At 64.6% G+C, this 26,368-nt stretch carries 21 protein-coding genes and 3 pseudogenes; 16 read left to right on the forward strand and 8 right to left on the reverse strand.

The genetic code is table 11. From position 1 onward, the window contains the following. Positions 1–51 precede the first annotated feature (51 nt). Both ACRAQ3_RS18815 and ACRAQ3_RS18820 read left to right on the forward strand, forming a co-directional pair. Complete coding sequence (locus ACRAQ3_RS18815) at positions 52–1,074, forward strand: LLM class flavin-dependent oxidoreductase (protein ID WP_432256979.1); 1,023 nt, start codon at positions 52–54, stop codon at positions 1,072–1,074. 518 nt (positions 1,075–1,592) lie between these two features. Continuing rightward, positions 1,593–1,814: a DUF1127 domain-containing protein gene (locus ACRAQ3_RS18820; RefSeq protein ID WP_432256733.1), complete on the forward strand. Its 222-nt coding sequence runs from the start codon at positions 1,593–1,595 to the stop codon at positions 1,812–1,814. Positions 1,815–1,963: 149 nt separating this feature from the next. On the opposite strand, the gene ACRAQ3_RS18825 is transcribed toward ACRAQ3_RS18820, so the two are convergent. Next, positions 1,964–4,417 carry a vitamin K epoxide reductase family protein gene (locus ACRAQ3_RS18825; RefSeq protein ID WP_432256734.1) on the reverse strand — a complete coding sequence of 818 codons (2,454 nt, stop codon included), beginning with the start codon at positions 4,415–4,417 and terminating at the stop codon, positions 1,964–1,966. A 336-nt stretch (positions 4,418–4,753) separates the two neighbouring features. On the opposite strand from ACRAQ3_RS18825, the gene ACRAQ3_RS18830 reads away from it, so the two are divergent. The 8 genes from ACRAQ3_RS18830 (at position 4,754) to ACRAQ3_RS18865 (ending at position 11,133) form a co-directional block, all read left to right on the forward strand. Continuing rightward, positions 4,754–5,785 carry a sodium:calcium antiporter gene (locus tag ACRAQ3_RS18830; RefSeq protein WP_432256735.1) on the forward strand — a complete coding sequence of 344 codons (1,032 nt, stop codon included), beginning with the start codon at positions 4,754–4,756 and terminating at the stop codon, positions 5,783–5,785. A gap of 222 nt (positions 5,786–6,007) precedes the next feature. Beyond that, positions 6,008–6,739, forward strand: coding sequence for a Crp/Fnr family transcriptional regulator (locus tag ACRAQ3_RS18835; RefSeq protein ID WP_432256736.1), 732 nt, complete (start codon positions 6,008–6,010; stop codon positions 6,737–6,739). Positions 6,740–6,768: 29 nt separating this feature from the next. Continuing rightward, on the forward strand, positions 6,769–8,193 hold the full coding sequence (locus tag ACRAQ3_RS18840; RefSeq protein ID WP_432256737.1) for a C69 family dipeptidase: 1,425 nt from the start codon (positions 6,769–6,771) through the stop codon (positions 8,191–8,193). Between the two features lie 838 nt (positions 8,194–9,031). Then, complete coding sequence (locus ACRAQ3_RS18845) at positions 9,032–9,526, forward strand: VOC family protein (protein ID WP_432256738.1); 495 nt, start codon at positions 9,032–9,034, stop codon at positions 9,524–9,526. 1 nt (position 9,527) lies between these two features. Continuing rightward, complete coding sequence (locus tag ACRAQ3_RS18850) at positions 9,528–9,932, forward strand: DUF1428 domain-containing protein (RefSeq protein ID WP_432256739.1); 405 nt, start codon at positions 9,528–9,530, stop codon at positions 9,930–9,932. A 238-nt stretch (positions 9,933–10,170) separates the two neighbouring features. Continuing rightward, a complete protein-coding gene (locus tag ACRAQ3_RS18855) occupies positions 10,171–10,350 on the forward strand; it encodes a hypothetical protein (RefSeq protein ID WP_432256740.1) in 180 nt (59 codons plus the stop codon). A 76-nt stretch (positions 10,351–10,426) separates the two neighbouring features. Then, the gene (locus tag ACRAQ3_RS18860) at positions 10,427–10,774 is read left to right on the forward strand and encodes a hypothetical protein (RefSeq protein ID WP_432256741.1); all 348 of its coding nucleotides are present in this window, start codon (positions 10,427–10,429) and stop codon (positions 10,772–10,774) included. Next, positions 10,771–11,133, forward strand: a complete 363-nt coding sequence (locus ACRAQ3_RS18865) for a hypothetical protein (RefSeq protein ID WP_432256742.1) — start codon at positions 10,771–10,773, stop codon at positions 11,131–11,133. The genes ACRAQ3_RS18860 and ACRAQ3_RS18865 overlap by 4 nt, the downstream gene beginning before the upstream one ends. Before the next feature lie 900 nt (positions 11,134–12,033). Here the strand turns inward: ACRAQ3_RS18865 and ACRAQ3_RS18870 are convergent. From ACRAQ3_RS18870 to ACRAQ3_RS18890, 5 genes and pseudogenes are all read right to left on the reverse strand, one after another. After that, positions 12,034–12,348: a hypothetical protein gene (locus ACRAQ3_RS18870; protein ID WP_432256743.1), complete on the reverse strand. Its 315-nt coding sequence runs from the start codon at positions 12,346–12,348 to the stop codon at positions 12,034–12,036. A 166-nt stretch (positions 12,349–12,514) separates the two neighbouring features. Then, positions 12,515–13,615 carry an HPP family protein gene (locus ACRAQ3_RS18875; RefSeq protein WP_432256744.1) on the reverse strand — a complete coding sequence of 367 codons (1,101 nt, stop codon included), beginning with the start codon at positions 13,613–13,615 and terminating at the stop codon, positions 12,515–12,517. Positions 13,616–14,853: 1,238 nt separating this feature from the next. Next, positions 14,854–15,069, reverse strand: a pseudogene (locus ACRAQ3_RS18880) (HU family DNA-binding protein); the annotation flags it as partial. 58 nt (positions 15,070–15,127) lie between these two features. Continuing rightward, positions 15,128–16,330, reverse strand: a complete 1,203-nt coding sequence (locus tag ACRAQ3_RS18885) for an IS256 family transposase (protein WP_432254231.1) — start codon at positions 16,328–16,330, stop codon at positions 15,128–15,130. Positions 16,331–16,424: 94 nt separating this feature from the next. Continuing rightward, positions 16,425–16,538, reverse strand: a pseudogene (locus tag ACRAQ3_RS18890) (integration host factor subunit beta); the annotation flags it as partial. A gap of 593 nt (positions 16,539–17,131) precedes the next feature. Between ACRAQ3_RS18890 and ACRAQ3_RS18895 the strand changes: the two are divergent. After that, positions 17,132–18,703, forward strand: a complete 1,572-nt coding sequence (locus tag ACRAQ3_RS18895; RefSeq protein ID WP_432256745.1) for an SLC13 family permease — start codon at positions 17,132–17,134, stop codon at positions 18,701–18,703. Between the two features lie 422 nt (positions 18,704–19,125). Then, the gene (gene recD2, locus ACRAQ3_RS18900; protein WP_432256746.1) at positions 19,126–21,348 is read left to right on the forward strand and encodes an SF1B family DNA helicase RecD2; all 2,223 of its coding nucleotides are present in this window, start codon (positions 19,126–19,128) and stop codon (positions 21,346–21,348) included. A 131-nt stretch (positions 21,349–21,479) separates the two neighbouring features. Here recD2 and ACRAQ3_RS18905 read toward each other — a convergent pair whose 3' ends face one another. Then, positions 21,480–22,085 (reverse strand): autoinducer binding domain-containing protein, encoded by a 606-nt coding sequence (locus tag ACRAQ3_RS18905; protein WP_432256747.1) that lies wholly within the window; start codon positions 22,083–22,085, stop codon positions 21,480–21,482. 122 nt (positions 22,086–22,207) lie between these two features. Here ACRAQ3_RS18905 and ACRAQ3_RS18910 point away from each other — a divergent pair, with 122 nt between their 5' ends. Beyond that, positions 22,208–22,699 (forward strand): autoinducer binding domain-containing protein, encoded by a 492-nt coding sequence (locus ACRAQ3_RS18910; RefSeq protein WP_432256748.1) that lies wholly within the window; start codon positions 22,208–22,210, stop codon positions 22,697–22,699. A 147-nt stretch (positions 22,700–22,846) separates the two neighbouring features. On the opposite strand, the gene ACRAQ3_RS18915 is transcribed toward ACRAQ3_RS18910, so the two are convergent. Next, the gene (locus ACRAQ3_RS18915; protein ID WP_432256749.1) at positions 22,847–23,353 is read right to left on the reverse strand and encodes a cupin domain-containing protein; all 507 of its coding nucleotides are present in this window, start codon (positions 23,351–23,353) and stop codon (positions 22,847–22,849) included. Between the two features lie 377 nt (positions 23,354–23,730). On the opposite strand from ACRAQ3_RS18915, the gene ACRAQ3_RS18920 reads away from it, so the two are divergent. From ACRAQ3_RS18920 to ACRAQ3_RS18930, 3 genes and pseudogenes are all read left to right on the forward strand, one after another. Then, positions 23,731–24,840, forward strand: coding sequence for an ATP-binding protein (locus tag ACRAQ3_RS18920; RefSeq protein ID WP_432256750.1), 1,110 nt, complete (start codon positions 23,731–23,733; stop codon positions 24,838–24,840). A gap of 28 nt (positions 24,841–24,868) precedes the next feature. Then, a pseudogene (locus ACRAQ3_RS18925) lies at positions 24,869–25,006 on the forward strand (IS3 family transposase); the annotation flags it as partial. A 70-nt stretch (positions 25,007–25,076) separates the two neighbouring features. Next, positions 25,077–26,279: an IS256 family transposase gene (locus ACRAQ3_RS18930; RefSeq protein ID WP_432254231.1), complete on the forward strand. Its 1,203-nt coding sequence runs from the start codon at positions 25,077–25,079 to the stop codon at positions 26,277–26,279. The last annotated feature ends 89 nt before the right edge of the window (positions 26,280–26,368 follow it).

Consider the following 26,368-nt stretch of genomic DNA (forward strand, 5'->3'; position numbering starts at 1 on the left):
CTTTTGCAGTGCTTGATGGGCGAGGCCGCTAGTTTTGGAGGCAGAGGCGTCATAAAGAAGATCGGATTTCCGTCATTCGGACACTGGTCTCCGGCAGGCGGTTCGCAGGCCCGGTCGGCAAGCGATGTCCTGCTGCAGTCGATCGACCTGGCGGTTGCCGCCGAAGAGCTGGGCGCAGACGGGGCCTATTACCGCGTGCATCACTTCGCGCGACAGCTCGCGTCGCCCTTCCCCCTCTTGGCAGCTGTGGGCGCTCGGACCCGCCGCATCGAGATCGGCACCGGCGTCATCGACATGCGATATGAGAACCCCCTCTACATGGCGGAGGAGGCCGGTGCAGCTGACCTGATTTCCGGCGGTCGGCTTCAGCTTGGCATCAGCCGCGGCTCGCCCGAACAGGTGATCGATGGCTGGAGACATTTCGGTTACCAGCCGCCAGAAGGCGGCACCGACGCCGATCTCGGACGGCACCACGCCGAGGTCCTGCTCGATGTGTTGCGCGGTGAGGGCTTCGCCCAGCCCAACCCCCAGCCAATGTTTCCGAACCCGCCGGGCCTGTTGCGCCTCGAGCCCTACTCCGAGGGGCTGCGTGACCGCATCTGGTGGGGAGCGGGATCGGACGCGACAGCCGTCTGGGCTGCAAAACTGGGCATGAACCTGCAAAGCTCCACGCTGAAGAATGACGAGACCGGCGAGCCTTTCCACGTTCAGCAAGCCCGGCAGATCCGCGCCTACCGCGCCGCATGGGAGGAAGCGGGACATGCGCGCACGCCGCGGGTCTCCGTCAGCCGCAGTATCTTCGCGCTCGTGAATGATCTCGATCGCGCCTATTTCGGTCGCGGAAACCAGTCCGCCGATGAGATCGGCTATCTCGACCCGCACACACGGGCCATCTTCGGCCGTAGCTACGCCGCAGAACCGGAGACACTCGTCTCCCAACTCAAGGAAGACGAGGCCATTGCCGAGGCGGACACCCTCCTCCTGACGGTGCCCAACCAGCTGGGCGTCGACTACAATGCGCATGTCATCGAAGCGATCCTCACGCATGTTGCACCGGCCTTGGGGTGGCGATGAGGCTGCCCTTCCGTTTCTTCTGTTCTGACATGGCCGCCTGCGATGGGGTGACCTCCGACCCGCCCATCATCCAAGCCGGCAGTGGGCAACACGCCATGGCATCGCGAAGTCGGCTCATAGTGCGATCTTGGGAGGTGGCGGAGGAATGACCCGCGCCCGGAAACACGGTGCGCGCTAGTGGCTCGCTCTATCCGACCCTCAGCCTTGCGGACATGTCTTCACTCGGCCCCACAAGTGGCAGACCAATGAACCGATCTTCATGAGGCCGTTGAGGAGCGGCCAAGCTCCCTCATGGTTCCCACCAGTGACCGAGGTCGGCTTGCGGGAGCATGCCGTGCCAAGTTGCGCGAGGGGAAACGATCACGGGGGGCGTATCGCCCACCTGTAATCCTGTTCCGGCATCAGCTCGCCTTGCATCCAGCGCAACCCCGCCAGACCCAGGTGTCGGTTGTCCGGCCCGGCTCAGGCGGCCATCTATTGTTGCAAGAAAAGCAGACACCAGCTGAAAGGGTACTCCCATGGCCCAGACCACAAACCTGACCAGCGGACCTTCGATCGTCCGGATCTTTGTCGCTCCCTTCGCTGCCATTGGCCGAAGTCTTGTCGCACTCGCCGAAGCTGGCCCGCGTATGCAACAGGTCCGCCGGCTTAACGAACTGTCCGACGAAGATCTCGCCGCGCTTGGCACAAACCGGGCCGAGATGGTCCGCAAGATTTTCGGCGGCTCGAGCTACCTCTGAGGTCGGCAGCCTCCGGATGCGCGAGAAAGCCCGCGCATAGTTTGGTCAACGGCGGACTAAAAACCGGCCACAGCCATGCGGACAACCGTGTTCGTAGGGTAGAGCAGCATCCTGCATGAGTTGGGCATGCGCATCTCTTCCCCCGTCGCCTACACGAGCAGGCGCGACCAGCTGCCGTAGGAATGCCGGATCGGACCGCGCGGCACGCTTGCGGCGATCAGCACCAGCCCGGCCAGGATGTCGGCGCCCTTCTGCAGCCAGTTGCCGTCCATGACCAGCGCCGCGATCACCAGCGCTGCGCCGAGGCAGATGTTGAGAAACCGAACCGGCCGCGCGCTTTCGGCCATCGCGGTCACCGCCACGGTCAGGGCGAGCGCGCCGATCAGGTGATCGGTATCGGCGAGGCCCCCTTCGGTGCCGAGCGTCAGCCGCGTGAACATCAGCCACAGCCCCACCGCCGCGCTCACGGCAAGGCCCGGGGTCACGCCGATCCCGCCGCCCAGCATCTCACCGATCACCGCGCCGGGCGGGCGCTCGAAGCTTTCGACCCGCTGCCCGTCATCCGGGCCCTCATCCGTGTCGCCGGTCAGGAACACCCTCAGCATCGGCCGGTCGGCGCGCTTGCGCCGGACCAGGAACTGGCAGGTCGCGATCAGCTCATCGACCGAATAGGGGATCTGGATCAGCATCGCGGCGGCGGTGATCAGGCACAGGCTGCACCACGTGCCGAGCAGGATCGGCTGGATGATGATGAAGGTGATCGACACCACGCCGAGAGGCACGATCATGATGCCGAACACCAGCACCAGCCAGGGCATGGTGCGCCAGCGGCTGGCCGATCCGATCAGCCCGATCAGGATCTCGAGCTGGTAGGTCAGGGCGCCGAGGCCCGCATCCGGCACCGGCCAGGCCCGTGAGACATCAGATGTGATGATCTCCTCGGTGCCGTTCTTCGGATCCTCGGGCGCGCCGGCGAAGAACGGCTCCCAAACGCTGTCGACATGGCCCAGCTGATAGGCCGCGAGGTAGCGCGAGACCAGATAGCCGAAGATGGCGAGGGCGATGATCGGGATCCTCTGCGTCCAATCCGACGGCGAGTAATCCCAGCCCTTGGGCACCGCCGGCCCGCGGCTCGCGGCGATCCGCCCGACGCCGGGCGGGGGGCGCACGCAGACCGCGAGGGCGAAGACGATCATGCCCGATAGCGATCCGTTTAGATAGGCGGCCGCGCTTTCGGTCCAGAACAGGAGCGGTGCCGCCATCACCCACAGGCCCACCGCCGCCACCGCCCAGCGGATCAGCGCGAGGCGCCAGGACAGCACGAGAAGACTGCCCGCCATCACGAGAAGCCCCGAGACGATGTCGCTGATCGTCATGCCAAGCCCGCCATAGCCGACCACCAGCGGCGAGGCCGCGAGCCACGCACCCATGCCGGCATTGAGGAAGTGGGCCCAAAGGCTGCGGGCGTGCGCGGCGCGGAACCGCGCCTCGTGACGCGCCCGCAGCTCTTCGGCGTCGTGGCCTTCCTCGGCCACGGCTTGCAGCCAGTGCGGCGGGGTCAGCCCGTTCGCCTCGTACCAGCGGGCCGGGTCGGATTTCAGGTGTTCGACCATCCTCGGCAGCGTTTCGCGCAGGGCATGGCGCGGCTTCCAGTCCAGGAGCGCCTTGGCGCGCGAGATATCGAGCTCGTGATGGTCATCGGCCATCCGCACCATGAACGGCTTGATGAAGGGCGCCTCGCCCTGGTCGATGTCGTCCGGGATGACCGGCTCGGCCTTGGTCTCGAGCCAGGCGCCCGCCGCGGCGAGTGGCTTGGGCACCGAGAGCGTGGTCCAGTCCTCTTCGCCATGGATCAGCCGGGCGAGGATGTGCTGCAAGTCTTCATAGGGCACCGCCTCGGGCTCGCCGACGAGGATCACCGCATCGTCGGGCAGCTCGCCACGCCGATCCACCGCGCGGGCGAAGGCGTCGAGCATGTCTTCGCGGTGCAGGAACGACTGCCCCGTGTGCAGGTCGCCCGAATAGGCGTGCGATTTCGGATCCCGCTCGTAGATCCGGCGGATCTGCTCGGCCAGTGTCGGGACCGCCGTCTTCTCGTCGTAGAGCCCGGCGAGGTGCAGCAGCAGATAGGGCATTTCGCCATGCCGCTCCCGGATCACCTCCTCGGCCCGGGCCTTGGAGATCGGATAGGCCCATTTCGGATCGATGGCAGTCGCCTCGTTGATCGGCAGGCCCGGGGCGCCGGGACGGTGCACCAGCATCGTCCCGGAGTAGATGAACCGCTCCACCTCGTAGTCCTGCAACGCGTCGAGCAGCTTTGCCGTGCCCTCGACATTGACCTCGTCGTAGAGCGGGTTGTCCTCGCCGGAGAAATCGAAATAGGCCGCGAGATGGATCACGGCCGCGAAGCGCCGCCCGTGCCGGTCGGCGATCCGGTCCAGGGCCCGCTCGATCGAGGCGCTGTCGGTGATGTCGAAGGCGAAGACGCCCGGGCCATCCTCGCGGTCGAGCCCGATCACCTCGTAATCCACAAGACGCTCGCGCAGCGCCGATCCGATGCTGCCGGCGGCGCCGGTGATGAGAACGCGGGGCTTCTCGGTCATAAGGCCTCCCCTCGCGCAACGTGTGCTGACTCGACGCGGTTCCACCGGGACCCGCAGCGCTGCGCCGGGGCGGGCCTTGCGTTGCGCGCCGCAGGATATTCTGGGATTAACCAGGGAAGCTCGAGGGCGTTGGCCATATCCCGCCCGCTGGTCCTCGGGGAACCTGCAGCCGCAGGATCAGGTTGCGCCTGAAGGACGCAATCTGCCGGAGACGTTGGTGATCGGCATTCACGCCATGCTTGCGGATATCACCTCGAGAATGGGGAGGCATTTGCCGGGAGGTGAAAACGGTCTCGTCCGATCGGTAGCGCTTGCGCCAAACAGGGTCATCTGCTGATGGGTGTTCTCGAAGGGCTGCCGCTGGCCGCGAACCTGGCCGTCTTCATCGTCGCCGCGATCATCGTCTGGATCGCGGGCACCCGGCTGTCCGTCTACGCCGATGCCATCGCGCGCCGAACCGGTATCGGGCAGGCGGCCCTGGGCGTGCTCCTTCTCGGGGGCGTCACCTCGTTGCCAGAGATCGCGGTGGCCGGCAGCGCCGCCATCTCCGGGGCGGGCGCGCTCGCAGTCAACAACCTCCTGGGCGGCTTCACCATGCAGGTCGCGATCCTGGCTGTCGCCGATGCCGTCTATCGCCGGGGCGCGCTGACCACCGCCGTGCCGGACCCGACGGTGATCCTGCAAGGCACCCTGGGCATCGTGCTGATGGCCTTCGTGATCATCGGCATTGCCGTGGGCGACGTGCCGGTGCTCGGCGCTGGGATGTGGTCCTGGATCATCTTCGGCAGCTTTCTCTACGCCCTGCGCCTCGTGACGCAGGCCGAGGGCAATCTCGACTGGGAGGTGGTGGGCCAGCCGCCGGCGGAGGAGCTACCGGATGTCGAGCACCCTGACATGTCGTCGCGCCGCCTCACCTTGATGACCGTCGTAGTTGCCCTGGCGATCTTCGTGGCCGGCTGGGCGCTGTCTTCTGCTTCCGAGGCGCTGGCGGAACAGACCGGGCTGGGACAGAGCTTCTTCGGGGCGGTCTTCGTTGCCATCGCGACCTCGCTTCCGGAGATTTCGACAGTGCTTGCGGCGATGCGGCTCAAGCGCTTCGTCATGGCGGTTTCGGACATCTTTGGCACCAACCTTTTCGACATCGCGCTGATCCTGCTGGTGGACCTGGCCTATCTCGGCCCGCCGGTGCTGGGCGAGGCCGGCAGCTTTTCGATCGTGGCCGGGGCCCTGGGCATCCTGGTGACGGCGATCTACATGGCCGGCCTTCTCGAGCGCCGTGATCCGGCGGTCGGAGGCATCGGCCTCGACTCCATCGCGGTCGCTGTCTGCTATCTAGGTGGGGTCGCCTTGCTGTTCGGATTGCGTTGAGACGGCGCTCGGCTCCGTCCGAGACGATGAAGCTCCGAATTCACATCAAGGCGTGGCGGGCATGGTCGAAGTTGCATGCCTGGCGCCCAGGCCCATCCTCTTTTGGCGGGACGACTTTGTCACCCCCGGTTTTGCTGCTAGCCTGCTTCCATTGGTTGTTCGCTCGCTGAGCTGCCACCATACGAGAGGGGTTTCCCTTCTGCGAATTTGAGGCGAGTGGCTATGGGCACATCAACTGGAAACCGGCTCCTCGATGGGCTTCCCAAGGCGGTCCTCGCGGAACTCAGACCCCGCCTCGAAGCCGTGGATCTGCCGCTCAGGTCGCGGCTCGAATGCCACGGTCAAAACGTCGCGCATGCCTACTTCCCGACCGCAGGCATAGCCTCCGTGGTGGCCAGCGGTCATGAACTTCCCGGTTCCGAGGCGGGGATGGCGGGTCATGAGGGGATGACCGGCACCTCGCTGATCCTCGGAGACGACCGCAGCATGCACGATGTGGTCGTGCAGGTCGGCGGCCAGGGATGGCGCATGGAGGCCGGCGCGTTTCGGGCCGCCATGGAAATTTCCGACGTCCGACGCCGAATGCTGCGTTATCTGCAGGCCCATATGGCGCAAATGTATGGCACGATCCTGGCTTGCAATCATGCGAAGCTGGAGACGCGCCTGGCCCGCTGGCTGCTGATGTGCCATGACCGGGTGCAGGGTGATGCGTTCGAGCTGACGCATGAATACATGGCCCTGATGCTCGGAGTTCGCCGAGCCGGCGTGACGGTGGCCCTCCATGAGCTCGAAGGCCGGGGATACATTCGCTCGACCCGCGGTCTTGTTGAAATTCGGGACAGGGAAGCCATGGAGATGTCGACCGACGGGTTCTATGGCGCTCCGGAACGCGAGTATGACCGGCTCCTCGGCGCCAAGGGCTGCGCCGAACAGCCGCTCCGCGCCGAACTATAGCCCCTCGCAGCAAGAGTTGACCGGCCGTCATGAGCTACGCCCTCTATATCGGGTCCGACCTCTGCGCCTCGGGCCATGGCTGGCTTGCGGGGTACGGAGATGAGCCCTCTGGCCACTGGCTGGAGGTGGTGCCCTGCCGCAGCCACGCCACGGACAGCACGATCACGGTCGGCGTCACGGCCGAGGCCGCCCTGCCCGGCCGGCTGAGCACGATCCCGCAGGTGCCCCGGACGGCGCGCTACATGGGCGTGAACTACAGCCATTATCTCGGTGCGCCGCCACCGCTCATCAATGGCGGCGTGAACCAGCACGGCGTCGCGGTGCGCGATGTCTGGTCTCCCTCCCGGCCCGAGCTCGTGGCGATGACCCCGCCGGATCAGAAGGGGCCGAACTACTCGGATCTCTCGAAGATCGTGCTGGAGCGCGCCCGGACCGCGCGGGAGGGCGTCGGGATCATCGGCGCGCTGATCGCCACGCATGGTCACAGCAGCTATGGCGGCAACTCGCACCTGATCGCCGATGCCCGCGAAGGCTGGGTGGTGATCGAGTTCGCCGGGGGTCTGGGGCTTTGGGTGGCCGAACGGCTGGGGCCTCGGAGCATTCGCGCGCTGCGACCGGGCTGGATCGGCCTGATCCCGCAGGAAGCGGGTGAAGACGTGCTGTTTCCTGAACACTTCCTCGAGACCGCGCAGAGGCTCGGGTGGCACATGGCAGGCGATGCCTTCGACGTGAACCGGGTCTTCGGCGATGGCCGAGGACGGCGTCCCGGCGTGGCGTGGATCGAGGGCGAGATGGCAAAGCGCGCGGCCCGCCCCGGCGGGCTAGGGCTCGAAGACATGATCTGGGCCGTGTCGACCCCACGGTTGACCGGCGACAGCGCCGGGTATGGGCAGATCGTGCCCCTCACCGCCGAGACGCCCGAGATGCTGCGCATGATGTGGCATGCCCCGGTCGGCCCCGTCACCGCGCCCCTTGTGCCGGTGTTCCTGGGCATCGAGCGCGTGCCTCTTGAATACGGCCGTCATCGCTATCTCGGACGTGGCGAGAGCGCCCGCTTCATCGATCGCGTGCACGAGGTGACGGGGGCCGAGGCTATCTCCGACATCCCGCAGGGCGCCGCCTCCACCCGCTCGGCGGTCGCGGTCTTCAAGCGGCTGATGCACCTGGCCTTCCAAGGGGGCGATGCATGGGTGGCAGAGGTTTCGACGCATTGGCGGGCGGTGGAGCGCGGCCTGGCCGCGGAACTGGCGGATGTGCAGCGCAGCGCCGCAATACTCGCTGACGCCGGGGCGCCCGAACTGGCGCGGCGCCTGCTGACCGAACATGTGGAGACTCGGCTGCTGCGCGTGTTGGCGGAGGCGGAAGCGCTCGCCGCCGGCTACGAGGCACGGCTGCGGGCCGGGGTCGGCCTCAACATGAGCACCGTGCCCCGCCTGCCCGACCAAATCTGGTAAGCAGGCACGGTCCACATCGCCCGATCAGAGTGCCGCGTTCCGAAAGAGCTTCTACCCTACCTTTCCGGAAACCGTATGCCAGAGGCAGGTGCGTTCACTGGTGGCACGACCCGAACAGCACAAGGCGGCGGCACGGTTCGGCGGCCGGACTAATGCCCGTCGAGAAGGCCCACCTGGTTGCCCTCGGGATCGGAGATCTCCGCGTAGCGCAGGGTTTCGAACCCTTCGATGCTTACCGGCTGCGGCACCTCAATCCGCAGTTTCGCCAGCCGCGCCCTTTCGGTCTCGAGGTCGGGTACGTGCAGGGTGACTGTCGTGCTCCCCCCCCTTCCGGGCTATCAAGGACCTGAAGGAGAACGCCGTCGCGAAGGCTCCACTCGTGGCATGACGGCATCGGCTCGCGGTCCCAGTGACGCCCGACAAGCCGTTTCCACCAATCGGATTGAGCATCGAAGTCGGCTGCGTTGATGCTGAGATAGATGGCAGTCACGTTCATGGTCACGCTCCCTTGTCTAAAGGCCTGGATTCCCGATCCGCAGTCTGCGGACGGTGCTTCAAGGCCGCTTGCTGCACATTATGCGCCGACGTCTTACCAAGATCATGCGGACACATCTCAGATGGCCGCGCGGGGGCATGCGCGCACTCGACCAAGGGACCAGAAAGGATCACCGCTGTACTCCCAAATGAGCGTCTGCACTGGGCGCAGGACGCTGCGCCGGTTCCGTCGTTTTCCCGTTCCAGTTGGATGGAATCCTGTCATACTCAAGTAGCGTGATTTCCGGCTTCGGTGCGATCAAGCGAGACCCCCTCGTGCTGGACGGTCGGAAGCGAGGTCGAAATGACAGAGCTCGTCACAGGCCTGTGGTTCAATCGGGGCAAGGCGCGCAACGCCGCCGAGTTCTATGCCCGGACCTTTCCCGACAGCCATCTGGACCGCGTGAATGCGGCCCCCGCGGATTTTCCCGGTAGCAAGGAGGGCGACGGGCCCACCATCGCGTTCACCGTGCCCGGCCGCGCCTTCCTGGGGCTCAACGGTGGTGCGGCCTTCGTGCCGAACGAGGCGGTCAGCTTCGTGGTGGTGACCGAGACCCAGGACGAAACCGACCGCTACTGGAACGCGATCCTCGACAATGGCGGAATGCCGAGCGCCTGCGGCTGGTGCAAGGACCGTTGGGGGCATTCGTGGCAGATCACGCCACGGCGGTTGCTGGACCTGACTACCAGCGCCGAGCGCGGCGTCGCGCGCCGCGCCTTCGAGGCGATGATGACCATGGGCAAGATCGACATTGCCGCGCTCGAGGCGGCAGTTGGAGAATCCCGAAAGGAGATTTGACATGTCTTACGTCGACGGTTTCGTGTTGGCCGTTCCAATCGCGAACAAGCAGAAGTTCATCGACCACGCCAAGTTGGGCGACAGCGTCTTCATGGATTTGGGCGCGTCCCGCGTGATCGAATGCTGGGGCGACGACGTGCCCGAGGGCAAGGTCACGGATTTTCGCAGGGCGGTGCAGGCCACCGACGACGAGACCATCGTCCTGTCCTGGATCGAGTGGCCGGACAAGGGCGTGCGCGACGCGGCCCATGCCAAGATGACCGAGTGGATGAACAACCCCGAGACCGGCGATCCGCGCATGGATCCCGAAAAGAACCCGATGCCCTTCGATGGCATGCGGCTGATCTACGGGGGCTTCATGCCCGTGGTCGACCTGGGGAAAGCGCAATCCAAGTCGGAAGGGTGACTACCCCTGGTATGATCCAGATTCCAGAAGGCTTCGAGGCGAGATCTGGATATCCTCCGGCCCAGAACCACGAGCTGCGCTGACCCCGGCACGCATCCGGAGTTTGCCCTCGAATTGCGAACTTGCCGAGATCGACGCTCGAGCACCTGTGGCGCTCCTAGCGCCCCGTGAGAGCGATGGCATGGGCCTATCCTTTTGCGTCGTCCATCCACGCGACCTGCGCGCTAGGTCTTTTCGCATGAGCGCCGTTCTGTCCGACCTGCTGGGCACAGAGGGCTGGGTCTGGCTGGTGATCCCGCTGCTGTGCCTGCTTCTGATCCACTTCGGGGACCAGAATGGTAGGCCATGCGAGTTGACCGTGCGCCTGGCCGGCGGGACCCTGGTGGTCCTCGTCATGATTGCCATGAGCCCTTGGTAACGCCGTCGGCCACCTGCCCAATGCGAATGTCCTCCCGATCACCGTTCCCAACCTGATCATCGACAGCGACTGCGTGATGCCGCTGTCGCTCATCCTGAACGAGCTGGCGACGAACGGGCTGAAATACGGCGGGCTCGGCACGGAGGCCGATCTGGCGATCTCGGGCCGGGTCTGCGTCGACACGGGCGATCTGTGCCTGACCTGGCGGGAGCGGCTTCATGTCCCGCGCCAACCCGCGCCCACCCCCTCCGAACGCGTCGGGTTTGGATCGCAGCTATTGCAGAGCATGGTCGAAGGCCGGCTGGGCGGGACATTCGAACGTGAGATCGATGCTACCGGCTTCCACTTCGAGCTCCGGGTCCCGCTGGGGCGGATATGCGAGGGAGCCACCATGTCGGGTGAAGCGGCGGATCCGATCTCGTGACCGAGACCACAGAAACCGCCCCCTTGCGCAGGATGCCGACCTCCCGCGTTCGACCAGTGTGGACGCCGGATCGCCCGAGCGGCGCCGAGGCTGACGTCGCGGAACGATTTTCCGGTGCGACCGTTTTCTCTGCACGGAAAGTCATGGCGCCTGATCGAGCTTCGGCCGAGCGGAGGCTCGTCATCATGAACCACGACACCCCGGATCCGAAAGCGTCGCCGCGACTGCTTGTCGTTCTTCCGGGAGCCCTGGCCATCGGCGGGCTCGTCATGCTGGTGTTTGCCCAAGCGCCGCTGATCCTGATTGCCGCCATGCTGCTTTTCGTGCGGCTGGTCTGGCCCCGCTCCGGGTCCAACTGACCCACGCTGCTCGCGGCAACGCAGAGAGGATCCTTCTTGCCGCGGGCGAGGTTTGCGCCTTGGTCAAATGCAGTGTCCACGATGAGCGGCGTTCGGGCAGCGACCGCGCTCGGTGTCGAATGCGCGTTTCACCGAAGGATTGGCGGAAGCTCCGAAGAGGCCATCTCCTATGCTCCGCTACCCTCCATCCTGCATCGGCAGTCGCAGGATCGGCGGAAAGGTCGCTCTCCCCTTTTTTCACGGTTACCGGCAGGCGGCGATGACGGCCCAGAGAGTGAGGTTTAGGCCACCATCGCCATGCTCGGTTGCTCAAGGCACAGGTGAGGAAAGCAAAGAACCCGCCGAGAGAGCGACAGTTTGATCCGTTCTCTGCTCCCGCTGTGCGTTGATCAGGGAGCCAATCCCAACGGCGCATGGCCGCAGGAGTTCCTGTATGGCATGGTTCGTTTGCGCACGATCCCGCATCTGGCACCTGCCGTAGAGGGCTGGACAGGCTGTGCCGCGTCGCGGGGCCAGGCTCGGCATTTCCAGAATGCTGTCGCTGAAAACGCTGCCAGTTCGTAAGAAAACAAACCTGGCCTTCGGCCTGGTCCGACAGCGCAGCCTCAGATATTCCATGCGGGCCCATGAGCTATCGTCGCACTCACGTAGGTTTCCGCATGCCATTCGGCCCCGCTTCCCTTCGCTTTTGTGACAAGCGGCCAAGCCTTCAGCTTTCCGTCTAGGAGTTGGCGCAATCTTGCAATGGCCGGGTGATACCGACAGATGCGCAATCCAGAAGCATTGACGTCCGATTTGCTATCGTAAAACGTGAGGCAGCGAGTGGTCACTCGCGCATCATGGATGCCTGTCTTGGCAACCTTCCCCTTCTTGCTCGCCATCGCAGATGGCGGGCATTTTTTACCGGCGGCTGCCCCAAGGCTTCCGACTGCCCAACCGCGCCGCGACGGTCACCCGCCTCCCCTCCGCATCGGCAAAGCCGTTCAAGGCACCGGGGCGGGCGTGCCAGAGATCGATAGCACCAGCCCGGAATGCGGCAACGTCATCGGGAAACAAGGTGACGCCCGTCACCGTGACCAGTTGGCTTTCTATGTGAGCCCGCACGCCCATGTCGCCGGGCAGGACCGTTTCCAGACGACGGGCGAGCTCCGCTGGCGCGTCATCGGGGGCGCAGGCGAGGATCATGCGGTCGGAAACAGCGATCGTGTAGCTCATGCAAGGCAAGCTAAGCGCGATGCTGCACCTGCACAATGCCTGCGGCACCACTCTCAAAACGGGTCAGGCCACACGTTTCAGAGAGGGGCGAAACACCGAGCGATGGCGAACACCGACGGTCAGGCGCGGTGGTCTCGTTGACCCGCCATTGGTCAAGGCGGACCGGCTAGGCTGCGGAGCGCTCCTCGGCACCGCTCAGCAGCAGCCGGATCATATCCGAGCGGGTCAGGATGCCGACGAGCTGGCCGTTCCTCTCGACTGGTATGACTTCGCTTCCCTGGGCGGCCAGTCGGTTCAACAGGACCCCGACGGCCAAGTCGTGAGGCACGGCGCAATCGGCTGCGCGCATGACATCGGCAACGATGGAGGGCGCAGGGTTCTGCTGTGGCGCTCCCAGGCCGCTCCCGTCGACCATCGGGGCAAGCAGATCGGACTGGAGCACCAGGCCGCACAGTTTCATGTCCTCGTCCACGACGGGAAGGCTCTTAATGGCATGATGGCGAAAGAGCCGCGCCGCCTCGGTCCACGTCGTGTCAGGCCGCACGGTGATGAGGTTCCGGGTCATGACGTCGGCGCAGGTCGTGCCTGCAAAGCGATGCTGCGCCGCCTCTGCCTCCGCGGCCGCAAGCAACCGCCCAAGGTCCGCGATGCCAACATTCGCCGATTGATTGAAGCGCTCCAGCAGTGCGCCGAGCTGTTCGGTCGAGAGCCCCAATCGCAAGGCCGGATCCTGGGTGCCATCGGTATCCGGCTGGCGGAATGGGTAAGCCCTGCCCGTCATCCGATTGTAGATGACGGCCGCGAGGACCAGCGCGGCCGTCGTCACCCCGACCGGCATCAGCGCGAAGAGCGGCCCCGCTTCCAACTCTGGCGCCGGATCAAGCGCCATCAGCAGGGCGACGGCGCCGCCGGGGGGATGCAGGGCGCGCATGAGCATCATCGCAATGATCGCGGCGCCCACCGCCCCGCCGGTCACCCAAGGCGCCGGGACGAACCGGAGCACGAGCAGCGCGACAAGGGCCGAGGTCACGTTGCCCACGACCGCCGACCAGGGCTGAGCGAGCGGCGAGTTCGGCACGCAGAAGACCAGCACGGCCGTCGCGCCGAGCGGTGCCACGAGAATGAGGTGTGGACCAGTCCAGCCGCTTCCAAGGCTGACCAGCGCAGCGCAGAGGCTGATGCCGATCAAAGCCCCGAAGTCGGCCCGCAGCTGTTCGGCGCCCTGAGGCGCCGGGAGCGCGGGGTAGAGATGATGCCAAGCTCGCATTCGGGTGTCTCCGGGAGCAGCGCGCGAAGCTGAAAACTTGCGCGATCTGGTCGGGGTCTGCCTGATTCCCGAGCAGACTTGAAACCGGCAGCCGGCGCCTGGAAGGAGATAGGAACACCGTGCCTACAACCCCCGGCCTCACCGGAACGGGCGTGCGCTATCGTCCAAATGCGTGGAACGGCCGATTTGCCCTTCGGGCCGTTCAAGCCCGTGTTCGACGCATGCAAGGATCCTTACGGGGGAACGAAAGAGCGGGGCCAGCGCTCCCTTGGGATGCTACTGGCAAGGTCGACCGGCAAGCTTTCTCGACGACAGGTTGACCCGCACATATCCGAAGGTATAGGTCTGTCATGTGGGATGCCGGCTTGTTGGGGCAGAGTATCTCTCGGCGGATCAGGAACGCTCCCCGTTGCTTTTCCGAACACCTGCTGCCCTGGCACATCCAGTGGCAGCATTTTTTTGCGACGGACGAAATTGCCAAGGTCCCTCCGCATCCGGCCATCCCGTCACGAAAGACCCGATGTAGCGGGAGCGACCATTCTCCTTTCCGGTAGTGTGTCCCGGTCGACCTTGCCCTGCGGGCAGCGAGCCTTGGATCTGTCCGGCAATGCGCGGTTTGAAAGCGAAGTCACCCTCCGCTCCTGCCTTCCAGACACACAAGAAGGAGGGACGCGATACTCCCCTCCCGGCTTCGGACCTGGCTGACGGTATCGCCGCACGTCTCCGCTCAGAGTAGATCCATGACAGCCATGCGCTTGATGCATGCCGGGGTTGTCATGAATGCGGATTGTGGCCGGGACATGGGTGGTTATGTCGATCCTGTCCCCGCAGTCCTCCCACTCGCGACGGGCACCTGTTTCGGTTCGAGCTCACCTCCCCTCCCAGGGCGGTCCGAACCGAAGCGCCGAGGGTCTCTCCTCCCAGGCCCGAGGAACTAGCGGCGGCGTCTTCCTCCTCCCTGACGCCGCCGTAGTTCTCTTCTGAGGCACACAAGTGGAGCGCTTCAAATCCCGGGCGGACATGGCGCCAGGCCGATCCCTTGCTTCGACATGTCAACCGTCTCTAGCCCGCCGCCGGCGGACATCACGCGCGCATGGACTTATGGCTTGGCGAGCAAATTGCTCCGGACGACAGCGACGAACGCCTGCCACGGTTGATCCTGGGGTGTTTCGTAATGCGCGGTGCCGATGGCTGCTGCAGGGCCGACGCGGACAGGCGCGGCCCCTTGTAATCTGCTATCAGGTCGGAGTGTGGTGCGCGCTGCGATCGAGGGCGGCTCCATTCAGTCGGGCAAGCAACTTCTTGCTCGCCCTGAACTTCGGTGCATGGGTTTCATCGACCTGAAGGGGCGCGCCGGTCCTCGGATGGCGACCCGGGCGCGGGTCGCGTCGAACGACGGAGAAAGCACCGAAGCCGCGCAGTTCCACGCGCCCGCCACGCGCCAGCGTGATCGTGTCCCACGACGTGGTGTAGCTCTTGGCTGGCCTGACTGGTGTCGGCGGGCCGAGCTGATCAGTCCGTCTGCGCGGCAGGCAGGCTGACGATGGGATCGTCGCAGACTGGCGCGAGCGTTTCCAGCGTCATGTAGCGGGAGCGCTGCACGGCCCATTCCTCGGTCTGCTCCATCAGGATCGCTCCCACCAGGCGACGGATGGCGGCCTCATTGGGGAAGATGCCGACGACATCGGTGCGCCGTTTGATTTCCCCGTTCAATCGCTCAATCGGATTCGTGGAGTGCAACTTTGCCCGGTGCTGCTGAGGAAAGGTCATGTAGGCAAGGACATCCTCTTCGGCCCCGTCCATGAGGGTGGCGAGCTTCGGCAGCTTGCCCCGCATCTGGTCGGCCACGAGGCGCCATTGCGTTCTGGCCGCGCTGTGGTCGGGCTGGGCAAAGGCCGTGGCGATGAAGGCCGAGACCACGCGCCGGCTGCTCTTGCCGGCATGGGCCAAGGCGTTTCGCTGGAAATGTACACGGCACCGTTGCCAGGTCGTGGACAGCACACGAGCCGTAGCGGCCTTGATGCCTTCGTGGGCATCGCTGACCACCAGCTTCACGCCGGACATCCCTCGGCGCACGAGATCGCGCAGAAAATCGGTCCAGAACGTCTCCGCCTCGGAGGGCCCGATGGCCATGCCAAGCACCTCGCGACGGCCATCGGTGTTCACACCCACGGCGATGGTGACGGCGACGGACACGATGCGGCCGCCTTGGCGGACTTTCAGGTAGGTGGCGTCGATCCAGAGATAGGGCCACTCGCCCTCGATCGGTCGAGTCAGGAAAGCATCGACCCGCTCGTCGATCTCCTCGCACAGCCGACTGACCTGGCTCTTCGAGATGCCGGTGCCGCCCATGGCCTGCACGAGATCGTCCATGGCGCGCGTCGAGACGCCATGCACATAGGCTTCCTGAATGACCGCCGTCAGCGCCTTCTCCACGGCTCGCCGGGGCTCGAGAAACGAGGGGAAGTAGCTTCCCGTCCGCAGCTTGGGAATGCGCAGCTCCACGTTCCCGGCCCGCGTCTGCCAGTCCCGGTCACGGTAGCCGTTGCGCTGCGCCCGACGCTCAGGGCTCTTCTCGCCATAGGCGGCGCCGGTCTGGCCGCCGACCTCGAGCTCCATCAGGCGCTCGGCGGCAAAGCCGATCATCTCGCGTAGAAGATCCGCATCACCGCTCTTCTCGACGAGCTCTCTCAGGTCCATCATGGGTTTGGTCATCGGGGGCATCCCTCGGTTCAGGTTGGCTTTCGCAACCCGACCCTACCGAGAAACCCGATGGCCGCCTCAGCTACACCACGCCCAGGGACATGACCGCCAGCGTTTCAATGATCTCTGCCAAGATTACATTCAAAATCCGCTCGACGTCACGCCTCAGCAGATGCGGATTGTCGTCGGCAATCCTTTGAACCAGTTCAGATCGAACCACTTTCATCCTCCCGCCGTCACGCGATGGCGACTGCCTACAGGAATTTCACAGCGCTGGCAGTCGCCTACTCGGGCAACCGCCGAGCCTATACCAAAGAGATGGAAAGAGCGCAGCGACGTTCATTGACCTAGGGGCAACTATCGCGGAGCGTGATCCGGCGCAGTATCCCTCGCGCATTGCCCTCGTATGGTTCTGGTAGGTTTCGAGTGCGGCCCGCCATCACACATGGCGGGCCTTTTTTCGTCTCTTACAAGACGCCCAGCGTGAGGATGACCCGCTCCCCCCTCGGGGTGAACTCCCGATAGGCGATCGAATGGCCCTGCGGCCGGTACTCTGACACCGTGCTGCCGATCGGGTGGCAGGTATCACCTGGGATCGTTGAAGTGATCGCCTTCAAGGATGGCCTCTCTTGCCAGTCCTTCGCGTCTCGTGCTGTAGCCCGCGCAGGTTGAGCGATCACGCTCACGCTCGATTCGAGCCTTTCAGACATTTGCCGTGAGCCGGTGAACGACTGCCAAGAAGGCAAGGTGCCAGGGAACTCCGATCGCTGGCGCGAAGGGCCGATCGAGTTTTCGCGGTGATGAGGAGAGCGCATGAGCGATATCATCGACAAGCAAGGGATGGGCGGATCCGAAGAAGGTCAGCGGACCTCCAGCAAGATCGTGTGGGGCCTGCGGGCCCTGGGACTGATCATGGCCGCCCTGGTCTGGCTTCTGCTCGGCGGAGCCGAGGATCTGGGTAACGACGCGCGCGCGGTGGCCGCGGTCGCGACATTGATGGCGGTCTGGTGGATGACCGAGGCGGTGCCACTGCCCATCACCTCCCTCCTGCCCATCGTGCTCTTGCCCGCGCTGACCGCCACCACGGTCAGCGACGCGACGGCCCCTTACGCCAGTTCGCTGGTTTTCCTCTTTGTCGGCGGCTTCCTGATCGCGATCGCGATGGAGAAATGGGAGTTGCACCGCCGGATCGCCTTGATGGTCCTCGACCGGGTGGGCGTGTCCCCCAAGCGGATCGTGCTGGGCATGATGATCGCCACGGGGTTTTTGTCGATGTGGGTGTCCAACACCGCGACCACGCTGATGATGCTGCCGATCGGGCTGTCCGTTCTGGCGCTGGTGGTCGAGCGCAGTGCCGGCAGCCAGTCCGCGGCCGAGATGCATGAGGGCCTGAAGAAGGGCACCATTTCCGACGTGGTCGATAACCCCGATGTGAAGATGTTCGGCGTCTGCCTGCTGCTCGCCATCGCCTGGTCGGCCTCGATGGGCGGCCTTGGCACGCTGCTGGGGTCGCCGCCCAACGCCATCGTGGCAGGCTACGCTGCAGACGAGCTGGGACGCGACATCGGCTTTCTGGAATGGATGCTGCTGGGTGTGCCGCTCGCGGCGATCTTTATCCTGATCGGCTGGTGGCTGATGGTTAACGTGCTCTACCGGTTCAAGCTGGATGCGATCCCGGGCGGCCAGGACATGATCCGAAGCCAGCTCGCGGCGCTTGGGCCGATGAGCCAGGGCGAAAAGATGGTCGCGGGTGTCTTCGGCGGGGCCGCCTTCTTGTGGATCGTCCCTGGTCTCGTGTCAGGCCTGCCGGGGCTGGCGTTCCTCGATGGGCTCAACGACACCGCCATCGCCATCGCGGCGGGGATCGCGCTGTTCCTGCTGCCGGGACGCGGCCGGAACGAGATGCTGCTCGAGTGGAACGATGCCGAGGAAGGCCTGCCTTGGGGCGTGTTGCTGCTGTTCGGCGGCGGACTGAGCCTCGCCAGTTCCGTGGCCGCGTCGGGGCTTGATGACTGGTTCGGCGCGCAGGTCAGCGGGCTGGGCAGCCTGCCTGCGATCCTGCTGATGGGGTCGGTCGTCCTGATCGTGCTGTTCCTTACCGAGATCACCTCGAACACCGCGACGGCGGCGACCTTCATTCCCGTCCTCGGTGGGGTGGCGCTCGGGATCGGGGTGGCGCCGCTGAGCCTGCTGATCCCGGCCGCCTTCGCGGCGACCTGTGCCTTTATGCTGCCCGTCGGCACACCGCCCAACGCGATCGTCTTCGGCACCGGCAACGTGACCATCGGCCAGATGGTCCGGGGCGGCGTGGTGCTGAACGTGGTGGGCGTGCTGCTGATCACCGCCCTCTTCTACCTGCTGGGCGGGCTGGTGCTGGGCATCTGACAACCAGGGCGAAAGGTGCGTGATGCGCGTCTTTTGAGCCCAGATGGAGATCACACCCCATGCGGAACGCGTCACGCGCGCGTTCCGCCATCCGCCTCGCCGCTCGGCTCCTCACATCTCGACAGGACGCAAGCGAAGACGCGCTGTGCCCATTTTCCGGCGGCACTTGCCGAGCTGCGCCTTGGGCCGGGTCGGTGCCAACGACATACCGGTCGCCCTGCGCACCAAGCTTGGACAGCGGAAGTTCTGTAACCTTCCCAGCACCTGCCGCTACCCTTGTGTCGGAACAAACGAGAGCAAAAGGGAGCAATGGCCCTGCTCTGGAGCTGAGCTTTGCGCGATGGGGGGCGCGGGATGTGGAAGGGTGACGCCATCTTCGATCATGTTGACGCCTGTCGGCTCGGTCGCACTTGGGCTGTAGCATGACGCGCAACCGAGACCTCGAAGAGGGAGATCCAACTACCAGCGAAGTGCTCGCCGGCTTGGTGGAGCGGGTGACATTTCACAGCGTTGAGAGCGGGTTTTGCGTGTTGCGGCTGAAGGCGCGCGGGCATCGCGATCTGGTCACCGCCATCGGTCACGCCGCCACTATCTCTGCCGGCGAATGGGTGACGGCTTCCGGGGAATGGATCAACGATCGGACGCACGGTCTGCAGTTTCGGGCGCGCTTCCTGAAAACGTCGGCGCCTTCGTCTCTGGAGGGTATCGAGAAATACCTCGGCTCCGGCATGGTCCGCGGTATCGGGCCGGTTTACGCCAAGCGCATGGTCAAGCACTTCGGCAAGGACGTGTTCGATATCATCGAAGCCGCGCCGGAGCGACTGCGTGAGGTCGCGGGGATCGGTCCGAAACGCGCCGAGAAGATCACCTCTGCCTGGGCCGATCAAAAGGTGATCCGCGAGATCATGGTTTTCCTTCATCAGCACGGGGTCGGAACGGTACGTGCGGTTCGCATCTTCAAGACCTACGGCACTGACGCCGTACAGGTGATGAGCGAGAACCCCTACCGCCTTGCACGGGACATCCGCGGCATCGGCTTTCGCACGGCGGACCTGATCGCCGAGAAACTTGGCATCGAGAAGACCGCCATGATCCGCGTGCGCGCCGGGATCTCCTACGCACTCAGTGAAGCGATGGGCAACGGGCATTGCGGGCTGCCTGTGGCGGATCTGACCGCCTTGGCCGTGAAACTGCTCGACATCTCAGCTGACCTCGTGGAGGCAGCGATGAAGCTCGAACTGGCGGATGGCACGGTCATAAACGACAGCGTCGCGGGCGAACCCTGCACATTTCTCAGCGGCCTTTATCACGCGGAGAAAGTGGTTGCAGATCGGATCCTACGGATCGCGGCGGGCGAGGTCCCGTGGCCCGAGATCGACGCCGACAGGGCCCTGCCCTGGATCGAGAGCCAGACAGGGATTTCTCTGGCAGTGAGCCAGACGGACGCCATCCGGTTGGCTCTGCGCTCCAAAGTGCTGGTCATCACGGGCGGTCCGGGTGTCGGCAAGACAACGATCGTGAACTCGATCCTGCGGATTCTGGAAGCAAAGTCCGTCGAGCTCTTGCTTTGTGCCCCGACCGGCCGCGCCGCCAAACGCATGACCGAGGCGACCGGAAGGGAAGCCAGGACGATCCACCGTCTTCTCGAGTTCGACCCCCAAGCCTTCGGCTTCAAACGTGATCGGGAGAACCCGCTCGACTGCGATCTCTTGGTCGTGGACGAGAGCTCGATGGTCGACGTCCTGTTGATGCAGTCCTTGCTCAACGCCGTCCCCGATGGGGCCGCATTGCTGATCGTCGGCGACATCGACCAGCTGCCATCCGTCGGCCCCGGACAGGTTCTGGCCGACATCATCGAGTCAGAAGCCATCCCCGTGGTTCGGCTGACGGAAGTGTTCCGTCAGGCGGCCGAAAGCCGGATCATCACCAGCGCCCACCTGATCAACAGCGGGCGGATCCCTGACCTCACGAAGCCCGAAGCAGAAACCGACTTTTACTTCGTCCCAGCGTCGGACCCAGAGCAAGCCGTGACCCGGGTCGTGGAGCTTGTCCGCACGCGGATCCCGCGGCGCTTCGGCCTCAATCCCATTCGCGATGTTCAAGTTCTCTGCCCGATGAACCGTGGGGGCGTGGGTGCGCGCTCGCTGAACATCGAATTGCAGGCCGCCCTCAATCCCACCGCGGGCGGCAAGATCGAGCGCTTCGGCTGGACCTTCGCCCCGGGAGACAAGGTCATGCAGATCGAGAACGACTACGACAAGGACGTCTACAATGGCGACATCGGCTATGTCGCCAGCGTCGACGTCGATGAGGGCGAGCTCGTGGCAGATTTCGATGGCCGCTCGGTCACCTACGGCTTCGGCGAGCTCGACACGCTCGTGCCGGCCTACGCCGCCACGATCCACAAGAGCCAGGGATCAGAATACCCGGCAGTGGTCATCCCGGTCCTGACCCAACACTATGCCATGCTGCAGCGAAACTTGCTCTACACCGGGGTGACCCGGGGCAAGAAGCTGGTGGTTCTCGTGGGACAGCCGAAGGCTGTGGCGATGGCGGTCAAGAACACGTCCGGCCGCAGGCGATGGTCGAAGCTCGACGAGTGGTTGAGGGGGGCAGCAAGCGGCAGAACGCACGTCGCGCCCTGAGGCTGTTTCAATTCAGATAGCCATTTCTGAGAGCCGAATTGGTTTTACGGCCGCCGTTGGCACAGGAAGAAACACCATTCAGCCGAGTAGGAGATCTGCATCTCCATGGACAGGCTGCGCGAAGCTTGGAGTCAGATCAGCCCGGCCTCGCTGGCCTTGATCGCGGCCTGCGCGCCGGTCGCGGCGTCGAGTTTCAGGCGGGCGTTGCGCAGCCGCTGCTTGATCGCGCCTTCGCTCACCCCGAAGTCGTGGGCGATTTGCTTGAGCCGCGTGCCCTCCTTGATCGCCTTCAATACCGCGATCTCGGCCCGGGTCAGCTGCAGGTTCGATATCACGCCGCGATGCCGGTGGGCAATGAAGCGGGCGAGTTGCTCGAGCTCGGCCGCGCTGTAGTCGCGGTCATCGCGGTAGAAGAGGCCATAGGAGCGCAGCCCGCTGGACTCTCGGCATGCGGCAACCGCGCCATGACGCATGCCGTAGTCCGCGCTCAGCCGGGTCATCCCGGCTGGATCGTTCCGGGACAAGTCGCTCCAGCGGATCGCGCCACTATGGTCGAGCGACCAGCGCAACGCGGGATCGGCAAGAAAGAACCGCTCGCGCGCATAAAGCTCCACCCACGAAGCAGGCAACTCGTTTTCCTCGGCAGCGGGGAAGGCGAAGAGAATGCGCAGGCCGAGATAATACCCCGCCGGGGCCAAGACCTGCAGCGCGCTGGCAGAGAGATCGGACACGCTCACGACTACCTTTCGGTTACCTGACATCGGGATGAACTCCCGTTTAGGAAGATTGCCTTAACAGATTGAACCAACGCAGTTGAGTAGAAATTTCCGAGCTAGCGTAAGTTCATACGAGGAGCGGAATGAAGACAGAGCAGACCGTCATCGAAGGGCTGGCGCGCCTCGGTGAACTGGCACCCGCGGGTTTCGCGATCGCGTTGCACGTCCGGTTCCAGGCGCCCAGCTACATGTTCGAGAGCTATCCCCCCGCCTGGCTCGAGACCTATGCACGCGAAGGCTTTCTGCTGCAGGATCCCACCGTTCGGTGGGCCATGCGGCATCCTGGCACGACGCGATGGTCCGAACTCGCAGCCTTCGACGAAGCAGACGTCCTAGGGCGGGCCCGCGCGCATGGGCTGGTCTATGGCATCAGCCATTCCATTCACGACCACCCCTCGCTCAGCATGGGGGGTCTGGCCCGATCGGACCGGGAGTTCACGAAGCATGAAATCCGCGAGGCCTGCGAAATTCTGCAGCGCCTGCACGATGTCACGCATCGTCGCGAGACGCTGGGCACCGATGTCAGCGCAACTCTCCACGAGATGGCCATCGTCATGACCGAGAGGCCTGGGTGAGCCGGGTCTCGGTTGTGCGATCCCCCCACTCGCAACCTTGCCCGCTCATACCTCCTGACCGTAGCACGGTCTTCGCCGTCTCCCTTGATCTTGATCAATGAAATCGATCAGGCACGCCGCGTCGTAGGGCAAGCCGGAGGGGGCCTCTCAGGACAAAGGGCCGGAAGGGAACGGACCGATGAACTCGACATCGTAGTCCCGGCAGGCGGTCATGATCGTCTCGTCATCGATGGGGGCGTCGGGGTCGTCGGTCTCGCCGGGTGCCCTGGAGATGGCCCGGTAGAACTCCCCATGCCGAGGTGTTGTGAAGAGGAGGTAGTGCGCTGTGTCGCTTTCGACCCGGAAGCCGTGGACCGCGCCGGGAGCGAAATGGGCGAAGGCCCCCGCAGCGGCCATCCGGCAAGGCGAGCGTTCGAGGAAGACAGACAGCACTCCCTCGATCACATAGAGGGACTCGACGTCGGCGGGATGCCGGTGCAGCGGCACAGTCTCGCCGCAGGGCGCGGTTTCGTCGATCAAGGCAAAGGCGCCGCCCGTCGTACCGCCCGTGGCGAGGAAATGGGTGCGTGTTCTACCGGAATGCCGCAGTTCGGCTCGACCGGGCTTGAGGAAGTAGGCGCCGAAGGCTTGGTCCTGATCCACCATCATGGCCATGGATGTCGCTCCTTGAACCACCCTTCTGGATGACGCACGACCACCCTGCATCGGGTTTCGATCAGAAGGAAATCATAGCACGAGCTGGATGGAGACAATGCTCCGGATGCGACACCCTGCTGTCGGGAGAACGCAGCGAATGGCGGGTCCATGCTGTCCCAGTTCCTGCCCCTTGCCCCATCCCAGATCCAGAAAGAGATACAAGGCCCCCGCCTTCCTACGGAAAGGTGGCGAGGGAGTGGGCGGATGCGCGATATGCTCGGTGTCACGTCGTTTGCTCAAGTCCCACACGTAAGACACTTTACGCCACCTTACTCTTGTATTACGTAAGTTACGCACCCTTTACATAGGCATGCGTAATGACATCTCCCCTACATGTGCCCCGCGTTGAGGATGCCGCCCGCATTGCCTCACTGCTGACCCCTGATCCGCTTACTGGCTCGCTGGCCGGTTTGTTTCTCGCAGCGCCGCGGCGAACGGGGAAGACTACCTTCTTGAGATCGGATCTAATCCCGCATCTCGACAGCAAGGGCTATGCCGTCATCTATGTCGACCTGTGGTCCGATCGGTCCGCCGATCCGGCCGACCTCATCATCTCTCGGATCAGGGTCGCGCTGGAGCAGCATGACCGCCTGATCTCGCGCATGAGAAGGAAGAGCCCCGTCAACCGGGTCGGCGTGCTGGGCTTCTCTGTCGGGCTGAAGGAGAGTGGCCCTTGGTCGGGCACGATCGCCGAGGCCCTCGAAGATCTGATCAAAGCGACGGACAAGGACCTGGTCGTCATCATCGACGAGGCGCAGCAGGCGGTCGAAACCGATGCCGGGCTCAACGCCATGTTCGCATTGAAGGCCGCACGGGACGCAATCAACCAAGCACCGGGCGATCGGCACCTTTACCTCCTGATGACCGGTTCGCACCGCGACAAGCTGTCGACCCTCGTACAGAACCGGCAGGCCCCGTTCTTCGGCGGCATCGTGAGACCCTTTCCGCCGCTTGGATCCTCCTACATTGCCAGCATGGTCGCGCGCGTGAACGAGTCCCTTGCCGACAGCGCGAAGCTCGCTCCAGAAGATCTCGAAGCGGCTTTCGAGGTCGTCGGGCGGCGACCGGAACTGCTGACCGACTGCCTGCGCGACTTGATCTTCGCGCCGGAGGGCGCCGGCCCGGAAGCACTGAGACGCATCGCATCCGAGCGCAAGGTGCAGGCCGAGATCGACACGCTTTCCGAGATCGCCTCCATGACCCCTCTTCAGCAGGGGATCCTGCGGATCATGGCGAAGAAGGGGCTGGCGTTCCAGCCGTTCTCGGAGGAAACGCGCCAAGCCCTGAAGGATGTCCATCGCGGTCGAATGCCCGCCGTGACGACGGTCCAGACGGCCCTGTTGGCGCTGCGGGAGAAGGGCTTCGTCTGGCGTCGGGAGTATGGCCAGTACATTCTCGACAATGCGGACATCGCGGTCGCCCTAGCACGATCGGACGCTGATTGAGCCCAGGCCGTAGCTTGAGACAAACGTGCGGCTTTGGCGCGCCCTAAAATACGACTGCGTCTACCTGCACGCCTGGGAGACCGGCTCGGAGGCACGTGCGGGGCTCAGGAACTGGATCGATTTCAACGAGGCCCGGCGAGGGGTCATGTCCCTGGGCGTGGTGTAGCTGAGGCGGCCATCGGGTTTCTCGGTAGGGTCGGGTTGCGAAAGCCAACCTGAACCGAGGGATGCCCCCGATGACCAAACCCATGATGGACCTGAGAGAGCTCGTCGAGAAGAGCGGTGATGCGGATCTTCTACGCGAGATGATCGGCTTTGCCGCCGAGCGCCTGATGGAGCTCGAGGTCGGCGGCCAGACCGGCGCCGCCTATGGCGAGAAGAGCCCTGAGCGTCGGGCGCAGCGCAACGGCTACCGTGACCGGGACTGGCAGACGCGGGCCGGGAACGTGGAGCTGCGCATTCCCAAGCTGCGGACGGGAAGCTACTTCCCCTCGTTTCTCGAGCCCCGGCGAGCCGTGGAGAAGGCGCTGACGGCGGTCATTCAGGAAGCCTATGTGCATGGCGTCTCGACGCGCGCCATGGACGATCTCGTGCAGGCCATGGGCGGCACCGGCATCTCGAAGAGCCAGGTCAGTCGGCTGTGCGAGGAGATCGACGAGCGGGTCGATGCTTTCCTGACTCGACCGATCGAGGGCGAGTGGCCCTATCTCTGGATCGACGCCACCTACCTGAAAGTCCGCCAAGGCGGCCGCATCGTGTCCGTCGCCGTCACCATCGCCGTGGGTGTGAACACCGATGGCCGTCGCGAGGTGCTTGGCATGGCCATCGGGCCCTCCGAGGCGGAGACGTTCTGGACCGATTTTCTGCGCGATCTCGTGCGCCGAGGGATGTCCGGCGTGAAGCTGGTGGTCAGCGATGCCCACGAAGGCATCAAGGCCGCTACGGCTCGTGTGCTGTCCACGACCTGGCAACGGTGCCGTGTACATTTCCAGCGAAACGCCTTGGCCCATGCCGGCAAGAGCAGCCGGCGCGTGGTCTCGGCCTTCATCGCCACGGCCTTTGCCCAGCCCGACCACAGCGCGGCCAGAACGCAATGGCGCCTCGTGGCCGACCAGATGCGGGGCAAGCTGCCGAAGCTCGCCACCCTCATGGACGGGGCCGAAGAGGATGTCCTTGCCTACATGACCTTTCCTCAGCAGCACCGGGCAAAGTTGCACTCCACGAATCCGATTGAGCGATTGAACGGGGAAATCAAACGGCGCACCGATGTCGTCGGCATCTTCCCCAATGAGGCCGCCATCCGTCGCCTGGTGGGAGCGATCCTGATGGAGCAGACCGAGGAATGGGCCGTGCAGCGCTCCCGCTACATGACGCTGGAAACGCTCGCGCCAGTCTGCGACGATCCCATCGTCAGCCTGCCTGCCGCGCAGACGGACTGATCAGCTCGGCCCGCCGACACCAGTCAGGCCAGCCAAGAGCTACACCACGTCGTGGGACACGATCCGGCGAGGGAAGCCCTAGCGCCGGG

It is taken from the genome of Limimaricola sp. AA108-03 (genome assembly GCF_050847355.1).
Lineage (GTDB): Bacteria > Pseudomonadota > Alphaproteobacteria > Rhodobacterales > Rhodobacteraceae > Limimaricola.